Origin of the sequence: Mycetohabitans endofungorum (assembly GCF_037477895.1) — a bacterium.
Lineage (GTDB): Bacteria > Pseudomonadota > Gammaproteobacteria > Burkholderiales > Burkholderiaceae > Mycetohabitans.
On record NZ_CP132744.1, the window covers coordinates 1,082,099 to 1,104,521 of the forward strand.

The 22,423-nt window shown below is 57.9% G+C and carries 7 protein-coding genes and 1 pseudogene; 4 read left to right on the forward strand and 4 right to left on the reverse strand.

The features are described from left to right. Positions 1 to 232 precede the first annotated feature (232 nt). From RA167_RS04905 to RA167_RS04920, 4 genes are read right to left on the reverse strand one after another with little or no spacing between them, the layout of a single operon-like run. On the reverse strand, positions 233 to 892 hold the full coding sequence (locus tag RA167_RS04905; protein ID WP_076786807.1) for a DUF2894 domain-containing protein: 660 nt from the start codon (positions 890 to 892) through the stop codon (positions 233 to 235). Continuing rightward, a complete protein-coding gene (locus RA167_RS04910) occupies positions 873 to 1,523 on the reverse strand; it encodes an OmpA family protein (protein ID WP_076786809.1) in 651 nt (216 codons plus the stop codon). The genes RA167_RS04905 and RA167_RS04910 overlap by 20 nt, the downstream gene beginning before the upstream one ends. Then, on the reverse strand, positions 1,520 to 3,616 hold the full coding sequence (locus tag RA167_RS04915; protein WP_076786811.1) for a DUF802 domain-containing protein: 2,097 nt from the start codon (positions 3,614 to 3,616) through the stop codon (positions 1,520 to 1,522). The genes RA167_RS04910 and RA167_RS04915 overlap by 4 nt, the downstream gene beginning before the upstream one ends. Before the next feature lie 10 nt (positions 3,617 to 3,626). Then, a complete protein-coding gene (locus RA167_RS04920; RefSeq protein WP_076786813.1) occupies positions 3,627 to 4,421 on the reverse strand; it encodes a DUF3348 domain-containing protein in 795 nt (264 codons plus the stop codon). Between the two features lie 1,317 nt (positions 4,422 to 5,738). On the opposite strand from RA167_RS04920, the gene RA167_RS04925 reads away from it, so the two are divergent. The 4 genes and pseudogenes from RA167_RS04925 to RA167_RS15625 all read left to right on the forward strand — a co-directional run. Next, entirely contained in the window at positions 5,739 to 9,191 is a 3,453-nt protein-coding gene (locus RA167_RS04925) for a Tc toxin subunit A (protein WP_076786818.1), read from the forward strand. 96 nt (positions 9,192 to 9,287) lie between these two features. Further along, the gene (locus RA167_RS04930) at positions 9,288 to 14,042 is read left to right on the forward strand and encodes a neuraminidase-like domain-containing protein (RefSeq protein ID WP_237574314.1); all 4,755 of its coding nucleotides are present in this window, start codon (positions 9,288 to 9,290) and stop codon (positions 14,040 to 14,042) included. Positions 14,043 to 14,213: 171 nt separating this feature from the next. Then, entirely contained in the window at positions 14,214 to 21,512 is a 7,299-nt protein-coding gene (locus RA167_RS04935) for a SpvB/TcaC N-terminal domain-containing protein (protein ID WP_175972441.1), read from the forward strand. Between the two features lie 219 nt (positions 21,513 to 21,731). After that, a pseudogene (locus RA167_RS15625) lies at positions 21,732 to 22,213 on the forward strand (hypothetical protein); the annotation flags it as partial. Positions 22,214 to 22,423 lie beyond the last annotated feature (210 nt).

The following is a 22,423-nucleotide window of genomic DNA, read 5'->3' on the forward strand; positions in this document are numbered from 1 at the left end:
GAGTGCAATACCCGTGCCCGCCGCGCGACGATGCACTGCTGACCATCGACGAACTGGCGGAACGAGGCTGGCGCGCGCAGGAGCGCAGTCGTAACCTGCGCGAGGATAATGTCGGCGGGCGGGGCGAACTCGGGGCGGCTGATGGGCAGCAAACGACGCGTGTACTGGTGCGACTCGCGTCTGTCGATGGACGGCGCGCGGCGCCCCACAAGGCGCGAAACGGCACGCCGCTTCAGCGCGATTTGCTTCTGGCACTCTTGCGGGCAACGGCGGCACGCGCGGTGTCCTTGACCGATGCCGGGCTTCCGCTATTCCATTGCTCCATCCACGATAATGTGTCTGCGTACGCGAGGAACTGCTGTAGATACCCGGGCGACAATTCGCGCATCAACAAAAGCGACCGATGCACGAGACTGCTGGAATTGAGCGGACCGGCATTTCTCGGCACTTGGTTTAGCGATTGCCGAAGCTGCTTTTCAATGCGGACCCTGGCCCAGGTCTTTCTGAAATACTCCAGCGTTGCCGGCTCCGGATCGGACACGGGGTGCGGCGCAGCGGCAGTGGCGCCGGCATCGCCGTGCGCGTGTTTGCGCGCGGCGATGTAGTCGAGCAACGCCGCGAGCGTAGGGCCCCCGGGCTCGCGTGATGCCGTTTTGGCAGCTGCGTTGCCGCAGCAGGGATCCGCCCGCTCGAGATCAGCGGCATACGCATCCAGTAACTCGCCAAGCCGGCGCTCCAGGCGGTGTCGCACCGCGCCGACATGCCCGGCCGTGCGCCGCTCCAGTGCGTCGATAAAGCGGAAGCGTACCGGGTCCAGCCGATCGGCGCCGGATGCTCGCCATGCGTCAAGCCGGGCCCGCGCATGCGTTTCGCTATGGTTCACGGCGTTCACCGTTGATGGCGGGCAGCCTCGGCACCGCGGCGATCTCCACGCGCCGGTTGCGGGCCCGTCCAGCGTCGTCAGCATTCGAGCTCACCGGTTGTTCAGAGCCGAACGCGGCGGCGAACACTGATGAGGCCGGCACGCCTTCCGAGATGAAGGCGCGCGTCACCGTCAACGCGCGCTGTGCCGACAGGTCCCAGTTATCGGCGAAGCGACGATTGCCCGCGCGGACCTGCTGGTCATCGGCGAAACCGCTCACCATTAGGATCTCGTCACGGGCGCTAAGGTACGAGCGAAGCGGATTGGCGAGACTTTTCAACAGCTCGCGGCCTTCGGGCTGCAACTGATCCGAATTCAGTGCGAATAGTACGCTGCCGCTGATGCCGATACGGCCATTCACCAGCGTCACGCGTCCGGCGGCCAGTGGCCCGGCCAATGCCTGTTCCAGCGTCTTGCGGCGCTGTGTTTCCATTTGCCGCTGTCGAACTTCGTTCTCGAGCTTGGACGACAGTTGCAGTTGCATGCCGATGACGCCGACCAGGATCAGCACGAACGCCCCCAGCAATACCGACATCAAGTCGGCAAACGCGGCCCAGATGGGCGCCGCCGCTTCCACGTCGCCGTCGATGTTGTCGTTCATGGCGCTTCGGCTCCAGCACGCGCCCGCTGCATGGCGAGTTGTTGCAACTCCTCGATAATCTGTTTCTGCGACATCATGCTTAAGTCAATGACTTCCCGCGCCTGCGCGACGTAGTAGGCGAGTTGCTCGTCACTGCGCGCGAGCGACTTGTCCAGCGCCGCTTCGATGCGCTGTAGATGCTCAACCAGCGTATCGTTGGACGCGCCAAAGGACTGGGCCGCTGCGCCGAACGCCTCGCCCAAGCTGGCCACCTCGACCGCGCTGCTGGTGAGTTGCGTCGCGGCGGCCTCCACCTGCTGCGTGCTGGCCCGGACCTCGTCGGTGAACCGGTTGCCGACGCGCTCCAGCAAGCTTGCCGATGTCGAGACCAGTGCGTCGATGGCCGAGCGCTGCTCATTGGACGCATGGTTGACCGCGTCGAGTAGCGTCGCCAGCGTTTCGAGTACTCGGCCGCGTTCCTGCAGAACCGCTGTGTCGCGCTCGAGGCTATCGGACAGTTGCTGGCGCAGCTCGGCGATCACCTGCGCTGCGGCCAGCGGCGCCTGCGACGCGGCTTGCACGAGCTTGCCGATCTCTGCGATCGTCTTATTGGCCTGCTCGTTGGCTTGCGCCGAGATCTGTTGCGCTGTACGCGCCAGCGTGTCGCAGATGTGTTGCTGCTGCGCGGCGGCGTGCGTGCCGGCTTCCTCCCATTGGTGGCGCAACGTGGCGGCCATCGACGTCAGTGTCGTGGTCCAGGTGTCCAGTCGGTGTTCGTCCTGCGATTGCAGTTCGGCGCGCAGCCGCGCCTGCGATTGTTCCATTGCATCCAGCGACGCCATTGAGCGCTGCGCGAGCGTCGCAACGGCCGCTTCGAGCGCGCGTTGATGGTCCGCGGCGCGTTGCTCCGCGGCCTGCTCCTGCCGGGTTAGCGTCTGCTGACAAGTCTGGGCAAGCGTCGCCACGTTGGCTTCCAGGCGTGCCGACAGCGTCTGCAACAGGGTCGCGGCGCGTTGTTCGGCCGCCTTTGCGAATTGGTCCGCCGAGACGCGAAGGTGCTTGAGCAGCGCGTCATTGGACTGCCGATGGTCGGCCAACGCCTCACTCCAGACCGTCGCTACATCGCGCGTGGTCGCGTCCAGGCTCGCGGATAGCGCATGCAACTGCTGCTGCACGGCGCCGGCGACGGTATCGTGCAGCGACGCCGTATCGCGCGCCAGGCTAGCCATCGTCGCCTGGACGACCGGCTGCAGCGCCGTGCCCGCGGCGCGGGCGCTGTCGGCCACGCATTCTGTCAGCGATTGCGTCACGGATGAGGTCAGGCGCGCGTGCGCGTGCTCGACCCGGTCGAGGAACGCTTGCTGCCCGGCGAGTTGTTGCTCGCTCAACGTTCGTGTCTGCCGCTCGATGTGCGTGATCATTGTTTGCAGCCGGTCGACCAGTGCAGGCATCGCATCGGCTTGCCGCTGCAAGATCTGAAAAGTCGTCTCACGCTGGTGAGCGCTCGAATGGGCCCGCAATGTCGTCGCGATGGCCGTATCGAGTTGCTGCGCGGCGTTGACGCGCTCGCGTCGGCACAGAGCGGAAAGCAGGCCCAGCATGGCGGATGCCGCCACGCCTGCGATCGATGTGCCGAACGCAAAGCCCAGTCCGCTGACCGGCGCGGCAAGCGACGCCCGGATGGCGCCCAAATCGGTCGCGCTTTGCAGTGCGGCGCCGGTGCCACGCAGCGTCGTTACCATGCCTAGCAGGGTACCCAGCATGCCGAGCAGCACCAGCAATCCCACCAGGTAGGGTGTCAGCACCGGAGCCGGCAACGCGACCCGCTGACCGTCCAGCCGCAGTCGCACCGCACTGCGCAAGTCGGGATGCAACTGTGCCAGCCAGACCTCCAGCGTCGGCGGGGGGGCGGATAGGCCGGCTACGGCGCGCATCAACGTGGCACTGGCCTGTTGGTAGCGGCGCAATTCCAAAGCGCCTGCAAGATAACCGCCACCGATCAGCAGCGTGACGGCCAAGGCCAGCGGGTTGGCGCCGAAGTAGCCGGCGCCGATCCAGCATACGATGGCCAGGCCGGCCAGGAAGACAACAACGTTAAGGTGAAAGCGGGTCATAGCAGGTTGGTTAGCAGGTACGGTAGGCCGACAGCAGTCCCTGCACCGGTTGGAACCGGACGTCGAGTTCGGCGATCAGCACGCTGCGCATGTCGTTGCGAAATACGTCCAGCCAGCTGCCAGGCGCACCCGCAGGCGTCGGTGCGTCAGTTTGAAGTGGAACTTGCGTGCACGCTTGCTGTGGCACGTGCGTCTGTGCCGGCGGCGCGGGGAGAGACGCGGCGTCGCGCAAGCGGGCAAAATGCGCGCCGAGCAACGCGGGCACGTTGGCCAGCAGGTGATGCTCGCGTGTTGCTAGTGCCTGCTCCATGACGGTATCGACGGCGCACAGCCGCGCCATATCCGGCGCGCGCGTCGCCAGCATTGTGCGTAGCCGCCCCCGCAGCGCACCGATATCTGTTGCCATCGCGTGCTGCACGCCGACGTAGCGGTGACGAAAATCGGCGTAGTCGGGCACGGCGTCGCTGCTCGCCCCGCGCAGCGCTGCGGGCTTGGCTGCGTGGCGCGCTCCAGTGGCGAAGCCGCAAGCTGCATCGATGCGGCGGATCAACGACGTGCGCACGGTGGCAGTATGCGCCGACGCGTCATTGCCCACGTCCGCCACGCCGGCCGCGTCCGATGCGGCGCCATGCGCATTGGCGTTGAGCGCGGTTGACAACGCAATGGCGTCGGTCCAGCCGAGCCATTGGCTCAATTGGTCCGGCAACGATTGTCCAGATTCGGCTACATCGAGTTGCGCGAGCCGCGCAAGCAGACGAACGAGCGTCGGGGCGCCGGACGCCGTTGGCCGGGGGACTTGCACCATACCACCAGAGTCAAAAAGACAGCAGTTTACACGTCTGTGGGACACGTGGTCCGCATCCGGTTCCTGCCTGTCATCATCACCAGCACGGTTGTCCACGCGTGGACATCATCGGCGTTGACCACATGCTAGATAAAGCACGGCGCGATCTCGATCCAGCTATTTAGCCACCGTAGCGAGACACGATTCGGCTCACGGTGATGGCCATGTCGTGCATCATCGACGCGGCGGGCAGGCCTGCGCTCCCGTACCAGAATGCCCGATGAGCTAAACGAGGCGTTAGCTCGAGATGGTGCGCGCTGGGTTATTTATGTGGCTCGCGTCAGTCAAAAGCGTCATCGGGCGAGCACGGGCACGTTAGCTGGTGAGATTGTGACGCTGCGCGCACCGCGCGACTCGACGAAGGTAACGCCGGTACTGAGCAGCAAAGCGACGACTGCCTGATTGTGCATGGTGCGGTGATCGTTACTGTGCGGCGGTCGGATTCAGCGCTGCTGCTGAATTATCGTGGCGTAGAGCAATGGCGATTCAATGATGGGCGAGACAATCGAGCCGTTTCATATCATGCGATTGTGCGAGGGGCCCCTGACGCGCAGCCGTGTTTTTCTGTGAGGTAGCCCGGCCTCTGCAGGTCAACGCTTGGCGGTACTCACGGCAATTTGTCGCATTGAATAAAGGGAATGTGCTTGGATGCTTTCGGGTTAGTGCTTTATAGTTGTCGTTACCTTAAGTGCCGAAGCGGCATATGGCAGTGGAGCACAACGCTTGAACGCGTTGTGAGCAGCAGCAAACGATGAAGTGATCTGTCAGCGAACGGGTGCATCGCATTAGCTGTTTTTGCTGAATACAAATGATGTCTGGAGGGAAAATGAAGAAGTACCCCAGCTTAAACACAATGGCCTCGCGTCTGCGTGCCACGTCTACTTTTTCTATTTTATTCTGTTTCCGACTTTGCCCACTTAGCGTACGGCAAGACAGTGTCGCTTTGAGCACGTGGCGCGTCAGGGCACGGTCTTGCATCCAGCGGCAGCATGGGTTGAGTGCCGCCGTTTGAGGCCTGGCGTAGCGCGCTCTATTGGACGGCGGAGAATGTAATGCGGTCCTATTCAAGAGTAGCGATCCATTGATAGCGAAGTGATAAGGACAACATGGCAAATAAGATTTGCTACGCTGTCTGCGTCGATTTTGCGATGGCATTAGGATGTCGAAATCGCTCACGTGTAGCATCCGAATTGGAAATTGGCATGGTTCCAAGGAAAATGATTAGTTTTCCAAACCAGAAGGCCGTGACACAATCTTTGACCCATGTCAGGAGTGGATATGAATCAAAAAATCAGCCCGCTAATCAATGTGCTTGAAGCACGCTACAAGACGGCGGGGCGACTTGCTGAACTGGGCTACCAGTCTGTCTTTGATGTGGCGCGTGTGACGCGGGAGCAGTTTGTCCGTGAACATCGCGAGCAGCTCGGCCCTAAGGCCGCCCGTGCCTGTTATGACCAAACAGTCGGCTATGCGCAGCAAGTGGCGTTCCGGTTTCGTCAGCGGCGCTTGACGCGCCTGGTGCAGCAAACCTTTGGGCCGTTTTCTGGTCCCGGTCCCAGCTATGACGAGCAGTTCCGCTTAGACTGGGGGCAGATGAGTGCGGTAGACGCCATCGAAGCGAATACGTCACCGGCAGCCTATCTCGTGTCGCTGTATCACTTGGCGATGAATCAAGAACGAAACGCGCCTCAGCCCGACGCGATCAACTCACTGGCAAAGCGCCGCCCCGATATTCCAGAGCTGATCGTGGATAACGACAGTTTGAACCAGCGGTTACCCGAACTGACACTGGTCAATACGGTGTTGAGCCGTGCGATTGAGGACACGGTGCCGGACGGAAAAACGGTCGATGAAACGTTGGCAGAGACTTACTATCCGAACCAGCTGCCATACCATTTTGCGCATCAGCAAACCATCGAAGGATTCGCCGTGAGCGGCATGTCGCTCACGGAGGTGATGCAGCGGGTCGATACTGCGTGGCCTTACTTTATCGCCCCTGTCGCGCCTGCCGACACCACAGCAAGAATGGAGGCGATGCGACTTGCGAGTCCATTAGCGCCGCCATTACAAACGTTGATCACTGCTGCACCTTATTTTAGTACTCATATGCTGACGTTGGCACAACTTGCTGCTAAATGGGGAAGTGATCTTTACTCCACGGCAGAGATTGATCCGTGGTCAAATCTTAATAACCATGCTTATGTCACGCCATTGCAAGGTGCTGTGCTTGATGGACCGGATACTTTAATTTGGAATAACGAATTTAATGATTTTGCAACATTAAAATTAAAGGCTATAAGCGATCGTCACGTTGTGCTGACTGGGCAAAATAAAGAATATTACTATTGGGCTATTAATAATGCAGTGTCTACTCAAGCTGCTCCATATAAGCGCTACCCTATATTGCAGTACCGCGATGAAGACAATGCGGAATTAGATCTGAAGGCTAACCCGCTGCGTGCCGATTTCTTTATCCGTATGCAGACATGGTCGCCTAGAAAATATTATGCCGAGATCAGTTTCACGTTGATATTAGATGGCAACGATAATCCTGTTTTCTACACATCGGATCAAGTTGATTTTTACCAGAATCACTTTGGGGTCAACCCAACACCGATCCATCACAATCATGCAACCTATCTCAGCAACGTCAACCAGCTGACCTGTCACACGGGCTTAAGCGTGGCGGATCTAGAACGCGCGCTGTGCACGCGAGTCGGTGGCGATACTGTGATAGTGTCGCCCCATATTGTGGTTCGTAATGCAATCTTCACTAACGGAAAGACCGATCAAACCCCTCATATGCCTTACCATTATGGTGCCGTCTACCTACATGCGGGTAAAAGACCAGCGATTGAAATGGTAGAGGATAAAGATGGTAATCTTACACTCACTGGTTTGACCGATGACCGTCTGGATCGATTGAACCGTCTGATTCGCATGCAGCGTGCATTGGACTTGCCATTTGACCAACTGGATTATTTTATCTCAGCCGGCATGCGTGCCGAAGGTGTCGATCCGCTTCAAGCGGATGGCAATTTGGGACTGTACACAAACACAAATACGTTGCGGCTGCTTGGGGTCTTTCGTCATTACCAGCAGCGTTACGGCGTTACGGCCGAACAGTTCGCCGCCGTCGTGCATCAAATCACACCGTATGCGATTACTCCCAATGTGCCCATGTTGGACCGCTTATTTAACAGCAAACAGCTATTTGACCAATCGTACACGCTGGACTGGGAAAACGTAGATTATACGGCGACGGCCACCACTGTGGATAAGGAGCGGGACGCACGTATTGTCAAGCAATTGGCAGCGGGTTTAAAGCTCACCGATGCGGAGTTTTTGCTGCTGGTGGACCTTGTTGCTCAGTATCAAGGCAATCAAGCTAATCATACCTTTCCCAATAGCTTAAATGCCGTCTCCGCGCTGTACCGGCTGGCTAGCATTCCGCGTTGGTTGGGGCTGACCATTGCAAGTGGTTTGGCGTTCATTCGCTTACTAGATCAGGCCAAGTGGTTAGGCGATGACTGCTCGTTGCTTGCGCAGTTGGCAGGTGTACCCGCGATTGCGGTATTGGATAATAACGGCCGACCGCAAGCTAATGACATACTCGATGGGCTGATGCTGCTGTCCATCGCGACTGACTGGTTGCACGCGCAGGAGGTGAGCGTGGCACAATGCGCTGCATGGCTGTTGCCTGTGCCGCCGCAAATGGGTAATCAACGTCAGTTAGACTTGATTCAGCAGCTGAGCCAAGGTATCAGTCACAGTGTCGTGACACCCACCCGTTATGCTCAATCGGGTGCGCCAACAACGGATACTGAGGGCGTGGCGCTGGATTGGGCAACGCTGATGCAACAAGCCAATTTGGTTGATGCACAGGGGCTAGTACAAGACAATGCGGACACGGTTTCGCAAGACAGTATCACAGCAGCCGTGCAGACCGTTGTCATGGCGCAAGCACTGAATAAGGACAGTCAGGCGCAGGCCACGACCGCACTGAGTGCATTACTTTATAACGCGCAGCAGTCGCAGCACGGTATCCTGGCGAGCACATTGGCCCAATTGCTGGCGGTGCCGCAAGCGCTGGTGCGGCCGCTTGTGCAATGGGCTGGCAGTACGCCCTGTGAGTTTTTAAATCAAACCTTGGCTCAAAAGTCGGTGACCTGCCCACAGCAAATTACCGATACTTACCTGAAGCTACTCGCGATGCTATCGCGCGGCGCACAGCTAGCCGCCTGTTTTGAGCTGAGTGCGGCGATGTTAAACAGCTACTTGGCGCAGCCTGGCTGGTTTGGCGAGTGCGAACCGAACCTCACGACGCTAAGCTTTGCGACACTGTATCACCTCGGTTGTTATCGCGACTGGTTGCATCACACGTCGCACACCGAGAACGATCTGCTTGCATATCTGGGGCGGGTCAACAGCGACGCGCCACCGTCGGCGCAAGATGCCGCCCCGCTGCTGGCAACTTTACTGGGTTGGCAGGCCAGTGAAGTGCAAGCTGCAGCGGCCTATGTGATGGGTGATGCCGATACGCCAGCGCGCACCATACCGCAAATTGCAACGATCTTACGCTTATACCGCTTGTCGCAGCAAACGGGCTTGGCGGTTGCGTCATTGACTTCAACGATCAGCATTCGTACCAACAGTGACTACGCGAGCTGGCAGCGACTAGGACAGGCAGTAGCCGCCGCCAGTGAACAGGTCACGACGGCCATGCATTAGCCAAGTGAGAGCGACTGACCGATTCCCCAATCACACCAGCTGGCACTGAACCTGTGTGCATCAAGACCGCTTTATCTTAAGCAAAGGATCACCATCATGCAAAATGCGCTTGCCAAACGGCTCAATGAATCCCGACGCGATGCGCTACAAGCCTATTATCGGGGTTATGTTGCGCCGACGCTGCCGGGTGTAGGCGATCAAGCGGTGACCCAAGACGATCTGTATCAATATTTGCTCATTGATACCGCAGTGAGCGAAGAGGTCGAAACTAGCCGTGTCGCGCAGGCAATCGCGAGCCTGCAGCAGTACCTATACCGCATTGCGTTGAATCAGGAGCTAGGCTTTAACCCAATGTCGCAAGACGATATCGCATCATGGCGGGAGATCGATAGCCAGTATGCGCGCTGGTCAGCTAGTCAGCAGGTTAGTGACTATCCGGAAAACTATATTTTACCGTCCACGCGTCAGGACAAAAGTCACTTCTTTGAAGAGCTGGAAAATTCCCTAAACCAAAATCGACTCAACGCTGACCGCGTGCAGGACGCGGTGCTCAGCTACTTGAACGAGTTCGAGGCGGTCAGCAATCTGTTGGTGATCAACGGCTGTTGCAGCCAAACCGATTTTGGCAAAGGGACTTATTACTTTATCGGTCGAACCGCTGCGGAGCCGCATAGCTATTACTGGCGCAGCATGGATTTGAGTAAAAACGGCGGCACGGCCGAGCATCCGCAGATTACGCCAAATTGTTGGAATGATTGGCGAGCGATCACCTTACCACTGAATAGCAGCAATGTGCTCAGTTGGACTGTGCGGCCGGTATTCTTCAATAACCGGTTGTACGTTAGCTGGGTTGAACGGGACCCCACGCCGAAGAAGAAGAGCGACGGCACCGACGTCACGCCGGAAGTGCATGCCTACCGCGTGCATTACGGATATTTGCGTTATGACGGCACCTGGTCCGCGCCGAATATAGCTGAGCTGCAAGGGTTCGACGACAGGGGAAATTCTTTTGTTTTGACAGGCGGTGTGCTGGAGATTAAGGAAGGTACCGATTTTGAATTAACTAAGGTTGATACTGTGGCGATCGTGGATTTTAGCCGCGGCGTGACCGGCAGCACGCGTCCAGAAGGCAACCTGTTTATTGGCTTGTTTGTGTATGAAGGTGAGCAGAATAAAATTCCTGATCAATCGGCGTTTTTGTTCTGTGATACATCCTTTATCAGTATAAAAACAACCGGCGATAACGTTAAATCAGATTTTTTGATCTATCAGCAGGGTGCTGTCAAAGATGGTATTCGCTATCAGTCGTTGCAATATAATTTGCAGGGTAAAAAATACCAAATTGTCGCTGGGTCAATCCAAAAGAAAACCTCGCATTACGATTCAGGTATTCCTAGCAACTGGCCGGGGGCTTTGGCCACACCTTCGTTGTCAATTGCGAGTGACGGACTGACGCTGCAAGTTGGTGCTGAACTAGGTCGATGCCCCGATGAAACGCGCGATGGAGGCGTATGGAAAAGCCTGTATGTGTTTCCTAGTGGTGACCAGACGCCAACCGGAAGCACAAGTAATCGAATGCGTTATCATTTGACAGCGGGCGACGCGAGTCGGTCGATCAAATTTAGCTTTGACGGGTCGTCTTACCGTTTTTATGATACAAAAATTAAATACGATGATACTTATGGGAATGTGGATATTCCGGCTGGTGTTTATAAATATAGTACTGCCACTCTTCCAACTTACATGGGTTGGTGGTATAGTTGGAGATTGGTGGCCGATAGTTCACACAACATCGCCTTCAAAGGGAGTACGCCCACCTCAAAAACATTGGATCTGCATGGAAAGCAGATTTCATTTTATGACAAACCTGCCACTGAAATATTTTTTTCTATTGGTCCGGAGAATGGTTATTGGGATTCGTATCACTTAACCTATGGTATCAACAGAAATGCCAATAAAGTCAGTGTCACATATCGCTTCCAGCATAAATTATCTATCTATACGGTTCAAGGTGGTACGGAAAAGAGTGTGGTGGCGAGCAACACCACTATGCAACGCTACGTGTTGCAACCGACAGACAACTGTGCCGCCACGCATTCGATCAGCAGCGAGGACTTCCCGGAGCAAGGAAATATCACTTACCATCTGCGCAATGAACTGGTGCGCACCCCGTCTTCTGGCAGTGTCGGTAGTGCCTATCAAACATGGTCAGTGCAAGTTGAACTGGTGTCGGTGAACACACCGGATCAGGTTCCTCAGCTGTGCACGCGTTATGACAGCCAGCAAGGTAACGTCCAATTCATTACGTTTAACGGTAATAAGGCGGAGGATGGCGGTTTCCCCCTGCCCGACACCCGGCTCAATACGACTTTTGTGCGCGAATTGATTCGCCGGGCCAATGTTAGTTTGGGCACGCTGCTGCACTATACGACTCAAGCAATGCCGCAAGAACCGCAATTACGTGTCGACAGTAGTGCACCCAACGGCCATCTGCAGCCGATGGATTTTACAAGTGCCAACGGCCTGTATTTTTGGGAGCTGTTTTTCCATGTGCCGTACTTGGTCGCCACGCGCTTTAGTAGCGAGAATCAAAACACCGACGCGCAGCACTGGCTGCACTATATCTTCGATCCGGCGGCCAAAGATAAAAACACCGATGCGGTTACCGGTATCACGGCACCCGACTATTGGAACGTCTATCCGCTGTGTCCACCTGAGGATGCAGATGTATCGACGGCCAGCTTTTTGATGCGCGATGCACTCAATCCGGATGCGCAAGCGTATGCCGATCCGGTTATTTATCAAAAAGCGGTATTTATGGCCTATGTGCGCACGCTCATTGCGACGGGTGACAATGCGTATCGGCTGCTCACGCCCGATGGACTGACGGCCGCCCGCGTATTTTATGATCAGGCACGGGAGCTGATGGGACCGTCGCCCACGGTCTCGATGAGCAGCCGTTGGACGCCCAATACGTTGCAGGCCCTCGCGAACCAAAAACACGCGGCGGTGCGTGAATTGGAGCACGAATCGGACGTTCGCTGGTTGGCACTGCCGGCGCGAAATCTGAGTCTGCTCAGTATATTAGACAACCCGAACTTTCGCCCGCCGCTCAATACGCAATTGCTCACGTATTGGCAAATGCTCGAGGCACGGCTGTACAACCTGCGTCATAGCTTAACCCTGGATGGCAAGCCGCTCAGCCTGCCACTGTTTGCGACGCCTGCTGATCCATTGGCGCTGTTGACGCAGCGTGCCCAAGCGGGCTCGCTGGGTAACAGCGCCAATGGCGCTAGTCAAATTATTCTGCCATATCGTTTTCAATCGCTGCTGCCGACGGCGTACCGCGCGGTCGATATGCTCAGCCAGTTTGGCAATACGCTGCTCAGCGTGCTGGAGCGTGGTGAAAATGCCCATCAGCTGGAACTGAGCCAACAACACTTGGTAGACCTGTCCAACTTCACGATCAGCTTGCAGCAGCAAGAGCTGGATGCGCTCAAAGCCGATGTCGACACGCTACAGGCCCAAAAGACGCTGGCGGATCAGCGCTACCAATACTATTTGGATAGCTATAACGACAATATCAGTCGCGCCGAGCAAGAATCGATGGATCTGCAAAATGCCGTCAGTGATATGTCCGTGAGCGAAGCAGCAATGTATGCGGTTGCTGGCGGCCTCGATATGGCGCCGAACGTTTTTGGTCTGGCCAATGGCGGTTCCCGTTGGGGCGCGGCGACGCAGGCCGTCTCGCTTGGCATGAGTGTGGCACGCACCGCGATGGAAGGGAAAGCCGCCCGTCTCGCGCAAAGCGAAGCGTACCGGCGACGGCGCGACGACTGGCGACTTCAGTATGAACAAGCGCAGTTAGAATCCCAGGTGATCGACAAACAACTGCAGGCGCTCGCAATACGGCAAAAAGCCGCTCAAACGGTGATTGACCAAGCCCATACGCAGCAGGCTCAACAACAGGCGATGCTCGATTTTATGAGTTCTCGCTTTACGCAAGCAAGCCTGTATCAGTGGTTGACCAGTCAACTCTCAGCACTATATTACCAAGCGTACGATGCGGTACTGTCACTGTGCATGAACGTGCAGGCGTGCTGGCAATATGAATTGGGGGATTTCAGCACATATTGGGTTCCGACTAACGCGTGGAACGATAGTTACCGTGGGTTGCTGGTCGGCGAGACGTTGTCGCTCAGCCTGCATCGAATGGAGTCTGCCTATTTGGCGCGCAATGATCGTCGGCTCAATATCACCCGGACCTTTTCGCTTAAGACGCTGCTAGACGATAAATTTGACACGCAAAAAGCGCAAGGTAAGTTTGAGTTCACGTTGTCGGAACAGGACTTTGACACCCATTATCCGGGCCATTATGCGCGTTGCTTACAACAGGTTAGTGTCACGCTGCCTACGCTGACCGGCCCTTATCAAGATGTACGGGCATTGCTGACCCAAACGCGCAGCCAAACGCTGTTACAACCGGATATCGACGGTGTCAAATATTTAAACGATAACGCAAGTGGCAGTGGCACACATGTCGTGAATAACTTGCGGCCAAGCCAACAGATTGCGCTGTCCTCGGGCTTGGATGACAGCGGCACGTTTGCGCTGCTTGTGCAGGATGGGCGCTATTTGCCGTTTGAGGGGACCGGCGCGGTGTCCAGTTGGATGCTGACTTTCCCGCGTGCGGTGGAGGAAACGATTGATGGTAAAAAATTGCCCGCTGATCCTGCACAAAAAGCGTCGTTGGACGCGCTTAATGATGTACTTATTCAAGTGCAGTACACCGCCTTGGATGGCGGAGTCAGCTTCACCAATGAGGTCAAGCAAACGTTGATCCCGAGTTAAAGCGCCGGTTTGGCCTGCAGGGGCGTTGTGCTTGCCAAGTCGTGCTCGGACAGCCACGTTAAGCACTTGGTCAAACTCGGGATGGTATGGCCGGTCGGCTAGCGCATAGATGCGAGAGGACACCGAACGGCGTTTTTCTATATTCAGTAGCCTGTTTCTCGAGTACAAACCATGAATACGACTCATCCAGCTGAAATAACTGCGCCTAACGTCAGTGTGCCGTCGCTGTCACTGCCCAAAGGCGGTGGCGCCATTCAGGGGCTGGGCGAGACGCTCAGTGCCGGTGGCGTCAGCGGCACCGCATCTTTGAGCCTGCCATTGCCGCTCACCGAAGTAGGCAGTGCCACGCCGGCGCTAGCGCTCACCTACAGCAGTGGCGCGGGCAATAGCCCATTCGGGCTAGGCATGGCGCTGAGTGTGCCCAGCATTGGCCGGCGCACCGCGAAAGGCGTGCCACGTTACACAGAGACGGACGAATGGGTCGATGCGAGCGGCACAGTACTGGTGCGCGTCGGCGACGCACCAACTCAGACGCTGAACGGTCGCGCGTTTCACGTCACACTGTTCGCGCCGCGCGTCGAGGGCGGTTTTGATCGGCTTGAATACTGGCAAGCGCAAGACGACGCCACGCTCGCCTTTTGGCGTGTGCGAGCCGCAGACGGTGCGCAGCATCTGTTTGGCTATACGGCAGCCGCGCGCTTGGCCGACCCGGCCATGCCCGAGCGCATCGCACGCTGGTGGCTCGAAGAAACTGTCACGCCACACGGTGAGCATGTGTATTATGCTTATCAGGGTGAAGATGACAGCGGCATCGATATCAGCTCCGACATTGAGCAGCCACGCGAGCGGCGCGCGCAGCGGTATCTAAAGCGTGTGTGCTACGGCAACCGCCAAGCGTGCGCCGACTTGTACTTAACGAATGACACGCCGGTGCCTACCGATTGGCATGTCGAGCTGGTATTGGACTATGGCGAGCATGCGCAAACTCCCGAGGCGTTGCCTACCTATGCGCCGACGCATGCATGGCTCGCGCGGGCCGATCCATTCTCCGAGTATGCGGCGGGGTTTGAAGTGCGCACGCATCGGCTGTGTCAGCAGGTGCTGCTGTTTCACCGCTTCGACGCGCTCGGCGCCGACCCGGTGCTGGTGCGGCGGCTGTACCTCGAGTATGACGAAAACCCGGTCCTTACGCGGCTGCGCGCCGCGTGGGTCACTGGCTACGGACCCGATCCCGCCAGCGGCGAAGCAGCCGCAGTTAGCTTGCCGCCACTCGAATTCGGCTTTGGTGCTTTTACGCTGGATCAGGGTCAGTTCACGCCGTTTGAACCACTGAAGGGGCTCAATGATGGTGCGCTTTATCAAATGGTCGATCTATATGGTGAAGGCCTACCGGGCGTGTTGTACCGCGATGGCAGTAGTTATTGGTATCGTGCGCCGATTCGTGCGACGTTAGACAACGACGCGATTGCGTACGATGCGTGGCAGCCGCTGCCGCAGGTGCCAGTTGGCGGCTTGGGGCCCGACACGCGGCACGCGCTGATGGATTTGACCGGCGACGGGCAGCTCGATTGGGTCGTGGCACAGCCTGGCATGGCCGGCTTTTTCTCGTTGGGGCCGGATAAGCACTGGCAAGCGTTTGTGCCGTTTAGTGCGTTTCCAACCGAATTCTTGCATCCGGACGCACAGCTTATCGATCTGATCGGTGCCGGCCTGCCAGATTTGGCACTGATTGGCCCCAAAAGCGTGCGGCTGTACGCAAACCGGCGCGAGGCCGGCTTTGGCGCGCCCGAAGACGTCGAGCATGCGCCGGATCGGCTGCCCAGCGGTCGCGGCGCGTCGAGTGAACTGGTCGCGGTCAGCGACGTACTCGGCTCGGGACAGTCCCACTTGGTGCGCGTGCGTCACGACGCATTGGTGTGCTGGCCGAATCTGGGCCGCGGCCAGTTCGGGGCGGCGATTCCATTCGCGCCGCTGCCGTTCGAGCCCCGCACGTTTGATCCGGCACGCGTGCGGCTCGCGGACTTGGACGGCTCAGGCGCGGCTGACTTGATCTATCTAGAAAGTGACCGATTGCTCATTTTCCTGAACCAGGGCGGCAATGGGTTTGCGCAGCCGGTGACGCTCGCGTGGCCCGACGGCGTGCGCTATGACGACACGTGTCAAGTCAGCTTCGCGGACGTGCACGGCACCGGCTGCGCGGCGCTGGTATTGACCGTGCCGCATCCCAGCCCGCGCCACTGGATCGTGGACTTTGTCGCGGGTAGCAAACCATACTTGCTTGAGCGAGTCAATAACAACCGGGGACTGGACACGCAGCTTGTGTATCGCAGCTCCGCGCAAGCGTGGCTTGACGAAAAGCGCGAGACGCCCGACGCGGTGAGCCGACTGCCGTTTCCGGTGCCGCTCGTGGCGCAACAGATCCAGACCGATGAGATTACCGGTAATACACTGACGCAACACTATACGTATCGCCACGGCTTTTATGACGGACACGAGCGCGAGTTTCGTGGCTTTGGCTATGTCGCGCATATGGACACTGAGCGCGAGGCGCTCACGCAACCGGATGACGATACACTCAGCGCACCAGTGCTGACTAAAACGTGGTATCGCGTCGGCACCGAGCAAGACGACGCGCCCGATGCCGACTATTACGCGGGCGATGAGAAAGCGCCGTCGCTGGGCGCCACGCGCTGGGTCGATGACCAAGGTGAGCCGATCGCGCAGCCCGACGCCGACCTATTGCGTCAAATGCGTCGTGCGCTACGCGGGCACGTGCTGCGCGAGGAGGTGTACGGCGTTGATGACACGCCGGCGGCCGCGCACCCGTACACGGTAAGCGCATACCGCTATCAGGTGCGCGTGGTGCACGATGCGCCCGGCGCACGCGTGCTATTGCCGCAGCAATTGGAGCAATTGAGCGTGCATTATGAGCGTGCGCCCGACGATCCAATGATCACGCATGACGTGCTGCTGCACGCGGACGCCTATGGCTATCCGACCGAGGCGGCCACCGTGCACTATCCACGGCGAATCAATCCCGCTACACCCGTCGAGTATAACGATCCGCAACAGCAAACGTTGCGCGTGAGGTGCACACGGCATCGGTGGATTCACCTGGATCAGGGGCCCGCACACTGGCGGCTGGGGCTGCCGTGCGAAACACAAACGGCAGCCTTGCAGCCGCAGGCCAGTACAGCAGAGAGTCTTGGTTACGAACAGTTGACCGACGGTCGACTGGATACCGCACCGCGTGAGTTGATTGGTTGGCAACGCCTGAACTATGTCGATACGGAAGGTACCAAATTGCCATTCGGTCAGGCAACGCTTGAGGGGCTGCTGGCCTGCACACGGCAGGCCGAGGTGACGCGGGATCAGCTGGAGCAAGCCTGCAAAGACTTGCCGTCGCCTGGCGACCTCGATCAATGGATGGCGCAAGCAAAGTATCAAAAGTTTGACGAAGACGGCAACGACTATTACTGGGTGGAATCGCCGCGCGCGCATTATCTGGGCTTGAGCGACTTCTATCGGCTCAGCCATCAAACCGATGCGTTCGGCGCTCAAACGCGCATCGAATACGATGCGTCCGGCTACTGTGTGACGCGCGTGACCGACGCATTGGGCTATGTGACGCAAGCCGAGTATGACTATCGATGGCTGCAACCGACGCGCGTGATCGATGCGAATGAGAACCGGCATGAAGCGGCGTACGATCCGCTAGGCCGGATACGTGTCACCAGCTTTTACGGTACGCAAGACGATCGCGAAATCGGTTTCGCACCGGTCGAAATTTATCGAACCGCCGTCACGACGCTCGACGCGGCACTGGCCGACCCCATCGGCGCGATCCAGCACGCGGCTAGCGTTTCCTATGATGCGCCACTTAGTTGGATGGGTCAGCTCGAGGATGGCGTACTGAGCGACGTTGAACAAGCCATGCTGTGTCAACAGGGGCTGCTCACGTCCAGCGGTCAGCTCCGCGCGCGGTGGCGGTGGCTGAGCGCCGCGCCCCCCGGCCTATCAGCCGAGCGCTGGGCACAGATTCGAGCGCTGCTCGATGACGCTGCCCGTACGCCGGTGCATACGGCGAGTTTGGTGCATGATGGCTATCCGGACGACACGCATCGGCAGATCCGCTGCACGGTGGCATTCACCGACGGCTTCGGCCGTGCACTGCAAGCCAAGCAGCGTGTTGCCCCCGGTCCCGCGTGGGCAACCGATACGCAGGGCAACCTGGCACTCGAAGCAGGACAGCTGGTGAGCCACGATACGCCGACGCGTTGGGCGGTCTCAGGTCGCGTCGAATACAACAATAAAGGTTTAGCGGTGCGTGTGTACCAACCGTATTTTGTGGACACGCCCCGCTATGTGAACGATGCATCGCTGCGGCAGTTCGTGCCGCACGACACGTTCTACTATGATCCGTTGGGCCGCAATACGCGGGTGTACACCGCGGCAGGATCTCAGCGGCGTAGTCGCTTTGATGTCTGGTTTGACGCGCACGAAGACGAAAATGACACGAGCGACGATCCGCTGTATCGCGACACGCCGATGGTCGAGGTACGCGACAATCAGGGTTTAGCGGTGCGCGAAGTGCGCTACAACCGCACGCCCGATATTTCGGGGCGCAATCGCACACCCGAAGTTCCCGAGCGACAAGTCCTTGTGACTCGCCATGAATTCGATGCGAGTGGTGCGCTGGTGAGCAGTGCTGATCCGCGGCACATCGCGAAGGACTCAGTCAATTTCCGCTACCAGCGCACGCTCTCAGGGCAGCTGCTGCGTACCGACAGCGTCGATGCGGGCGCGCAGCTGCAGCTACGTGATGCGCGTGGGCTGATCATGTGGACAGCGACCGGCAATGGGCATCGTCAGCGTTGGACCTATGATGTGCTCGGCCGTCAGAGCGCACGGTTTGAGCAACCCGCCGGCGCCGCAGAAGCGTGCCGTGAACGGTTTAACTATGGGGCGCCGGACAGCGACGCGCGCCGCAATGATCGTGGTCAGCTGATTCGCCATGCGGATCCAGCGGGCGTGACCGAAATCGGTGGCTATAGCTTGAGTGGTCAAGCGTTGAGCGCCACGCGCGGCTTTTTAGCGACGCTGGACGCGCCCGATTGGCCGGAAGCGGAAACGGCGCAGACTAAGCTGCTCGAGCCCGAGCGCTATACAACCTGTTGGACCTATAACGCGCTGGGCGAAACGCTCACGCACACCGATGCGGGCGGGCATTGCCGGCGCTTTGAATCCGATATGGCTGGCCAGCTCAAAACGGTTTGGCTACGCTTAGCCGGTCAGCACGGCCAAGACGAGTGCTGCGTCGCGTCGGATTTCCTCTATAACGCGGCTGGCCAGCCGCTGCAGGTGTGCGCGGGCAATGGCGTGGTGCGTACCTATACTTATGAGCCAGCCACGCAACGCTTGACGCAGCTGCGTGTGCAGCGTGAGCACGATAAAGCGCTGTTGCAGGATCTGAACTACACGTATGATCCGGTGGGCAATATCACGCAAATCGATGATGCGGCGCAGCCGGTGCGCTATACGCGCAACCAGCGTGTGACAGCGACAAGCCTCTATCGCTACGACGCGCTGTATCAATTGGTCCACGCCACCGGGCGGGAAAGCGCGCGGGCCGGGCAACAAAGTGCCGCGTTGCCGCCATGGCAAGGCTTGGACGACACGCAACGCGTGAACTACACGCGCGACTACACGTATGATGCGAGCGGCAATTTACATTGCATCCAGCATACCGGGGCGCAAGACTATACGCTACGCATGACCGTGTCGACCCGCTCGAACCGCGCGGTGCCCTGCGAGTGGACCGAGCAATCCGATCAAGTGCATCGATATTTCGACGAAAACGGCAATTTGACACAATTGCAGCCTGGCCAGCCCGTGGACTGGAACGCATGCGATCAGCTCAGCCGCACCGTGCAGGTCAAACGCGACACGGGTGACGATGATGACGAGCGCTATGCTTACAGCGATCAAGGCCAACGCGCGCGCAAGCAGCGCCGCTGGCTTGCGGGTTCCCAGCAGCATACGGAAGACGTGCGCTATTTGCCGGGACTTGAGCAGCGCGAACATCGGCAGGCCGCCACGGATGAGGCCAACCAGTCAACCGTCAATGAGCGTCTGCAAATCATTGTGGTGGAGGCGGGCGGCATCGCGCTGCGGGTCCTGCATTGGGAGGTGGGCAAACCGGATTCAATCGATAACGATCAAGCGCGCTATAGCTTGGGTAACCACCTGGGTTCCAGCACACTAGAGCTCGATGGCGAGGCGCAGTTGCTGACCTACGAAGAATATTACCCGTATGGTGGCACCGCACTGTGGGCGGCGAAAAGCGAGCTTGAAGCCAAGTACAAGACTGTACGTTACTCGGGCAAAGAGCGCGATGCAACCGGGCTCTATGACTATGGCTTCCGGTATTACGTGCCATGGCTTGGACGATGGCTGAATCCCGATCCAGCGGGAACAGTTGATGGTTTTAACCTTTACCAAATGGTCGGAAATAATCCGATAACACGATTTGATGCACGGGGGTTGTACGGAACCGTCGACTGGCTCGACTTGCCAAGCGCGCCCGATCCGTCTCGTGTGACGAGAGCTGTCTTGGCTCTTCCAGGTGTTCAGGCAGCCTACGAAGTCTTTTCACAACAAGCGGAAAATTTTTTGGCAGAGGTTCAACAGAAAACTGAACAGTTCAATAAATTGAAACCTGCGCAAAAAAATAAACAAGGGGATAGCGACACATATCGTCCTCGCAGTAAAGAGCTAGGTGACTTCAACGCGTATGCTGCCGTATATAAGATTGGTACGCAAGAATATGAAGGTGGGTTTGTCAATCTGCCAGCAAGTTTAGGAAAAAAAGACACATTTAACGGAATCGCGCTACAAGATACAAGCTATAGAATTAATGATAAAAAAGCATTTATGTCAGCAATAGAATCCAAATATGAAGAGGGTAGCTGGCTTTATAAGCGCGACGATGACTTAAACCAGAGTAAACGCGGCGATCCAAAGAGAATCAACCCGCTGCACACGGGCATTGCGCACTTAACGAGCTTGCACATACAGCATACGGAGCGGAGCAGGCAAGGGACGCTTTCAACCTTTCCAGGCGTGCCAGCGCTCCATGCAGAAGTCCAGGCGTTTAATCATGCATTGCAAAATGGCACTAGCATGACGGATATTGTCATCTTCACCAAAAGGCTCGTAGGCAATAAGCTAGGTAAGGCGGGAGATGATTTTCCCGCGTGTTTCAACTGCGATGCCCTATTGAGTCTTGTGCACGTGACGACCGGCCGAACGACGGCTGATGCAGCTTACGCTGCGGCGCAAGAGGCCAAAAGCAGCCAGATTTTGGCTCGTAAGTTGGAAGCACAGGTCGGTGACCTAGCGGTGCCACATCAAACTATTTGGCGTGCATATCGGGCATCGCTCGGCAGAAAAGCGGCTCCCACTGCATAGTGAAGCGGCCTGCGAAAACTGGTCGTCAATCGGAGGAGACTTATGCGAAAATGCCCCGACGAAGCAGCGTTACATGACGTAATCTTCATAATGAACCGCGCCGAGCCGACGATTCGGGTGACGCTGCTAATAGCCAATCTGATCGAGGCCCGTGCTCAGCTTGCTGAGCACGATCTGGAGACTGCGCAGCTCAAGGCGCAGATCGACAAACTCAAGCGCATGCAATTCGGACGCAAGTGTGAGCAGCTGGACCGGCAGATCGCGCGGCTTGAAACGCAATTAGAGAGCCTGGCGGGTGAGCGTAGTGTCGCTGAGGTGCGGCGCGCCTGCCAATCGAGCGCGAGCACGCCTGTGGGCGAGGCGTCGCCGAAACAAGCGCTGCCGCAGGCAACAACCCCTGCTCGCGCTCCCCTGGCAGATTTCCTGGCCAGTCTTGGCACAGCGTGGCAGGATGGCGAGGTAAGAGCGACGCATCACCGAAGGCGCGCGTTGCCCACACTTGGCGCAGCCGGGAAGATCCATGCGAGCATACGTGGCCGACAATACAGCAATGGCTTGAAACCAAGCCCGGCATCACGGCTAAGAAGCTACACGAGCGTCTCGTCGCCTTTGAGCACGACAACGAAAGGTACCCGCATAGCCCGCTGAAAGACCACTCGCCGCGCGAGTTCCGGCGCAGGACCGATTCATCAACCTTAGTGTGAGAAGGTATCCGGAAGTACGGGGGCAAATTCACTTCCTGTCTTCAGTGACCTTAATTTCTGCGAGGCGGTGCAGCCTTTTCAGGCCAACGTCTGATGGTGCCCACGACAATTTGTCGCATTGAACAAAGGGAATTTGCTTGAATGCTTTCCGGCTAGTGCTTTATAGTGGTTGCTGCCTTAGGTGTCGAAGCGGCATATGGCAGTTGA

Bases quoted from the DNA above. Each gene is read 5' to 3' on its own strand.
- RA167_RS04910 (WP_076786809.1), bottom strand. From the start codon at position 1,523: ATGAACGACAACATCGACGGCGACGTGGAAGCGGCGGCGCCCATCTGG.
- RA167_RS04915 (WP_076786811.1), bottom strand. From the start codon at position 3,616: ATGACCCGCTTTCACCTTAACGTTGTTGTCTTCCTGGCCGGCCTGGCC.
- RA167_RS04920 (WP_076786813.1), bottom strand. From the start codon at position 4,421: ATGGTGCAAGTCCCCCGGCCAACGGCGTCCGGCGCCCCGACGCTCGTT.
- RA167_RS04925 (WP_076786818.1), top strand. From the start codon at position 5,739: ATGAATCAAAAAATCAGCCCGCTAATCAATGTGCTTGAAGCACGCTAC.
- RA167_RS04930 (WP_237574314.1), top strand. From the start codon at position 9,288: ATGCAAAATGCGCTTGCCAAACGGCTCAATGAATCCCGACGCGATGCG.
- RA167_RS04935 (WP_175972441.1), top strand. From the start codon at position 14,214: ATGAATACGACTCATCCAGCTGAAATAACTGCGCCTAACGTCAGTGTG.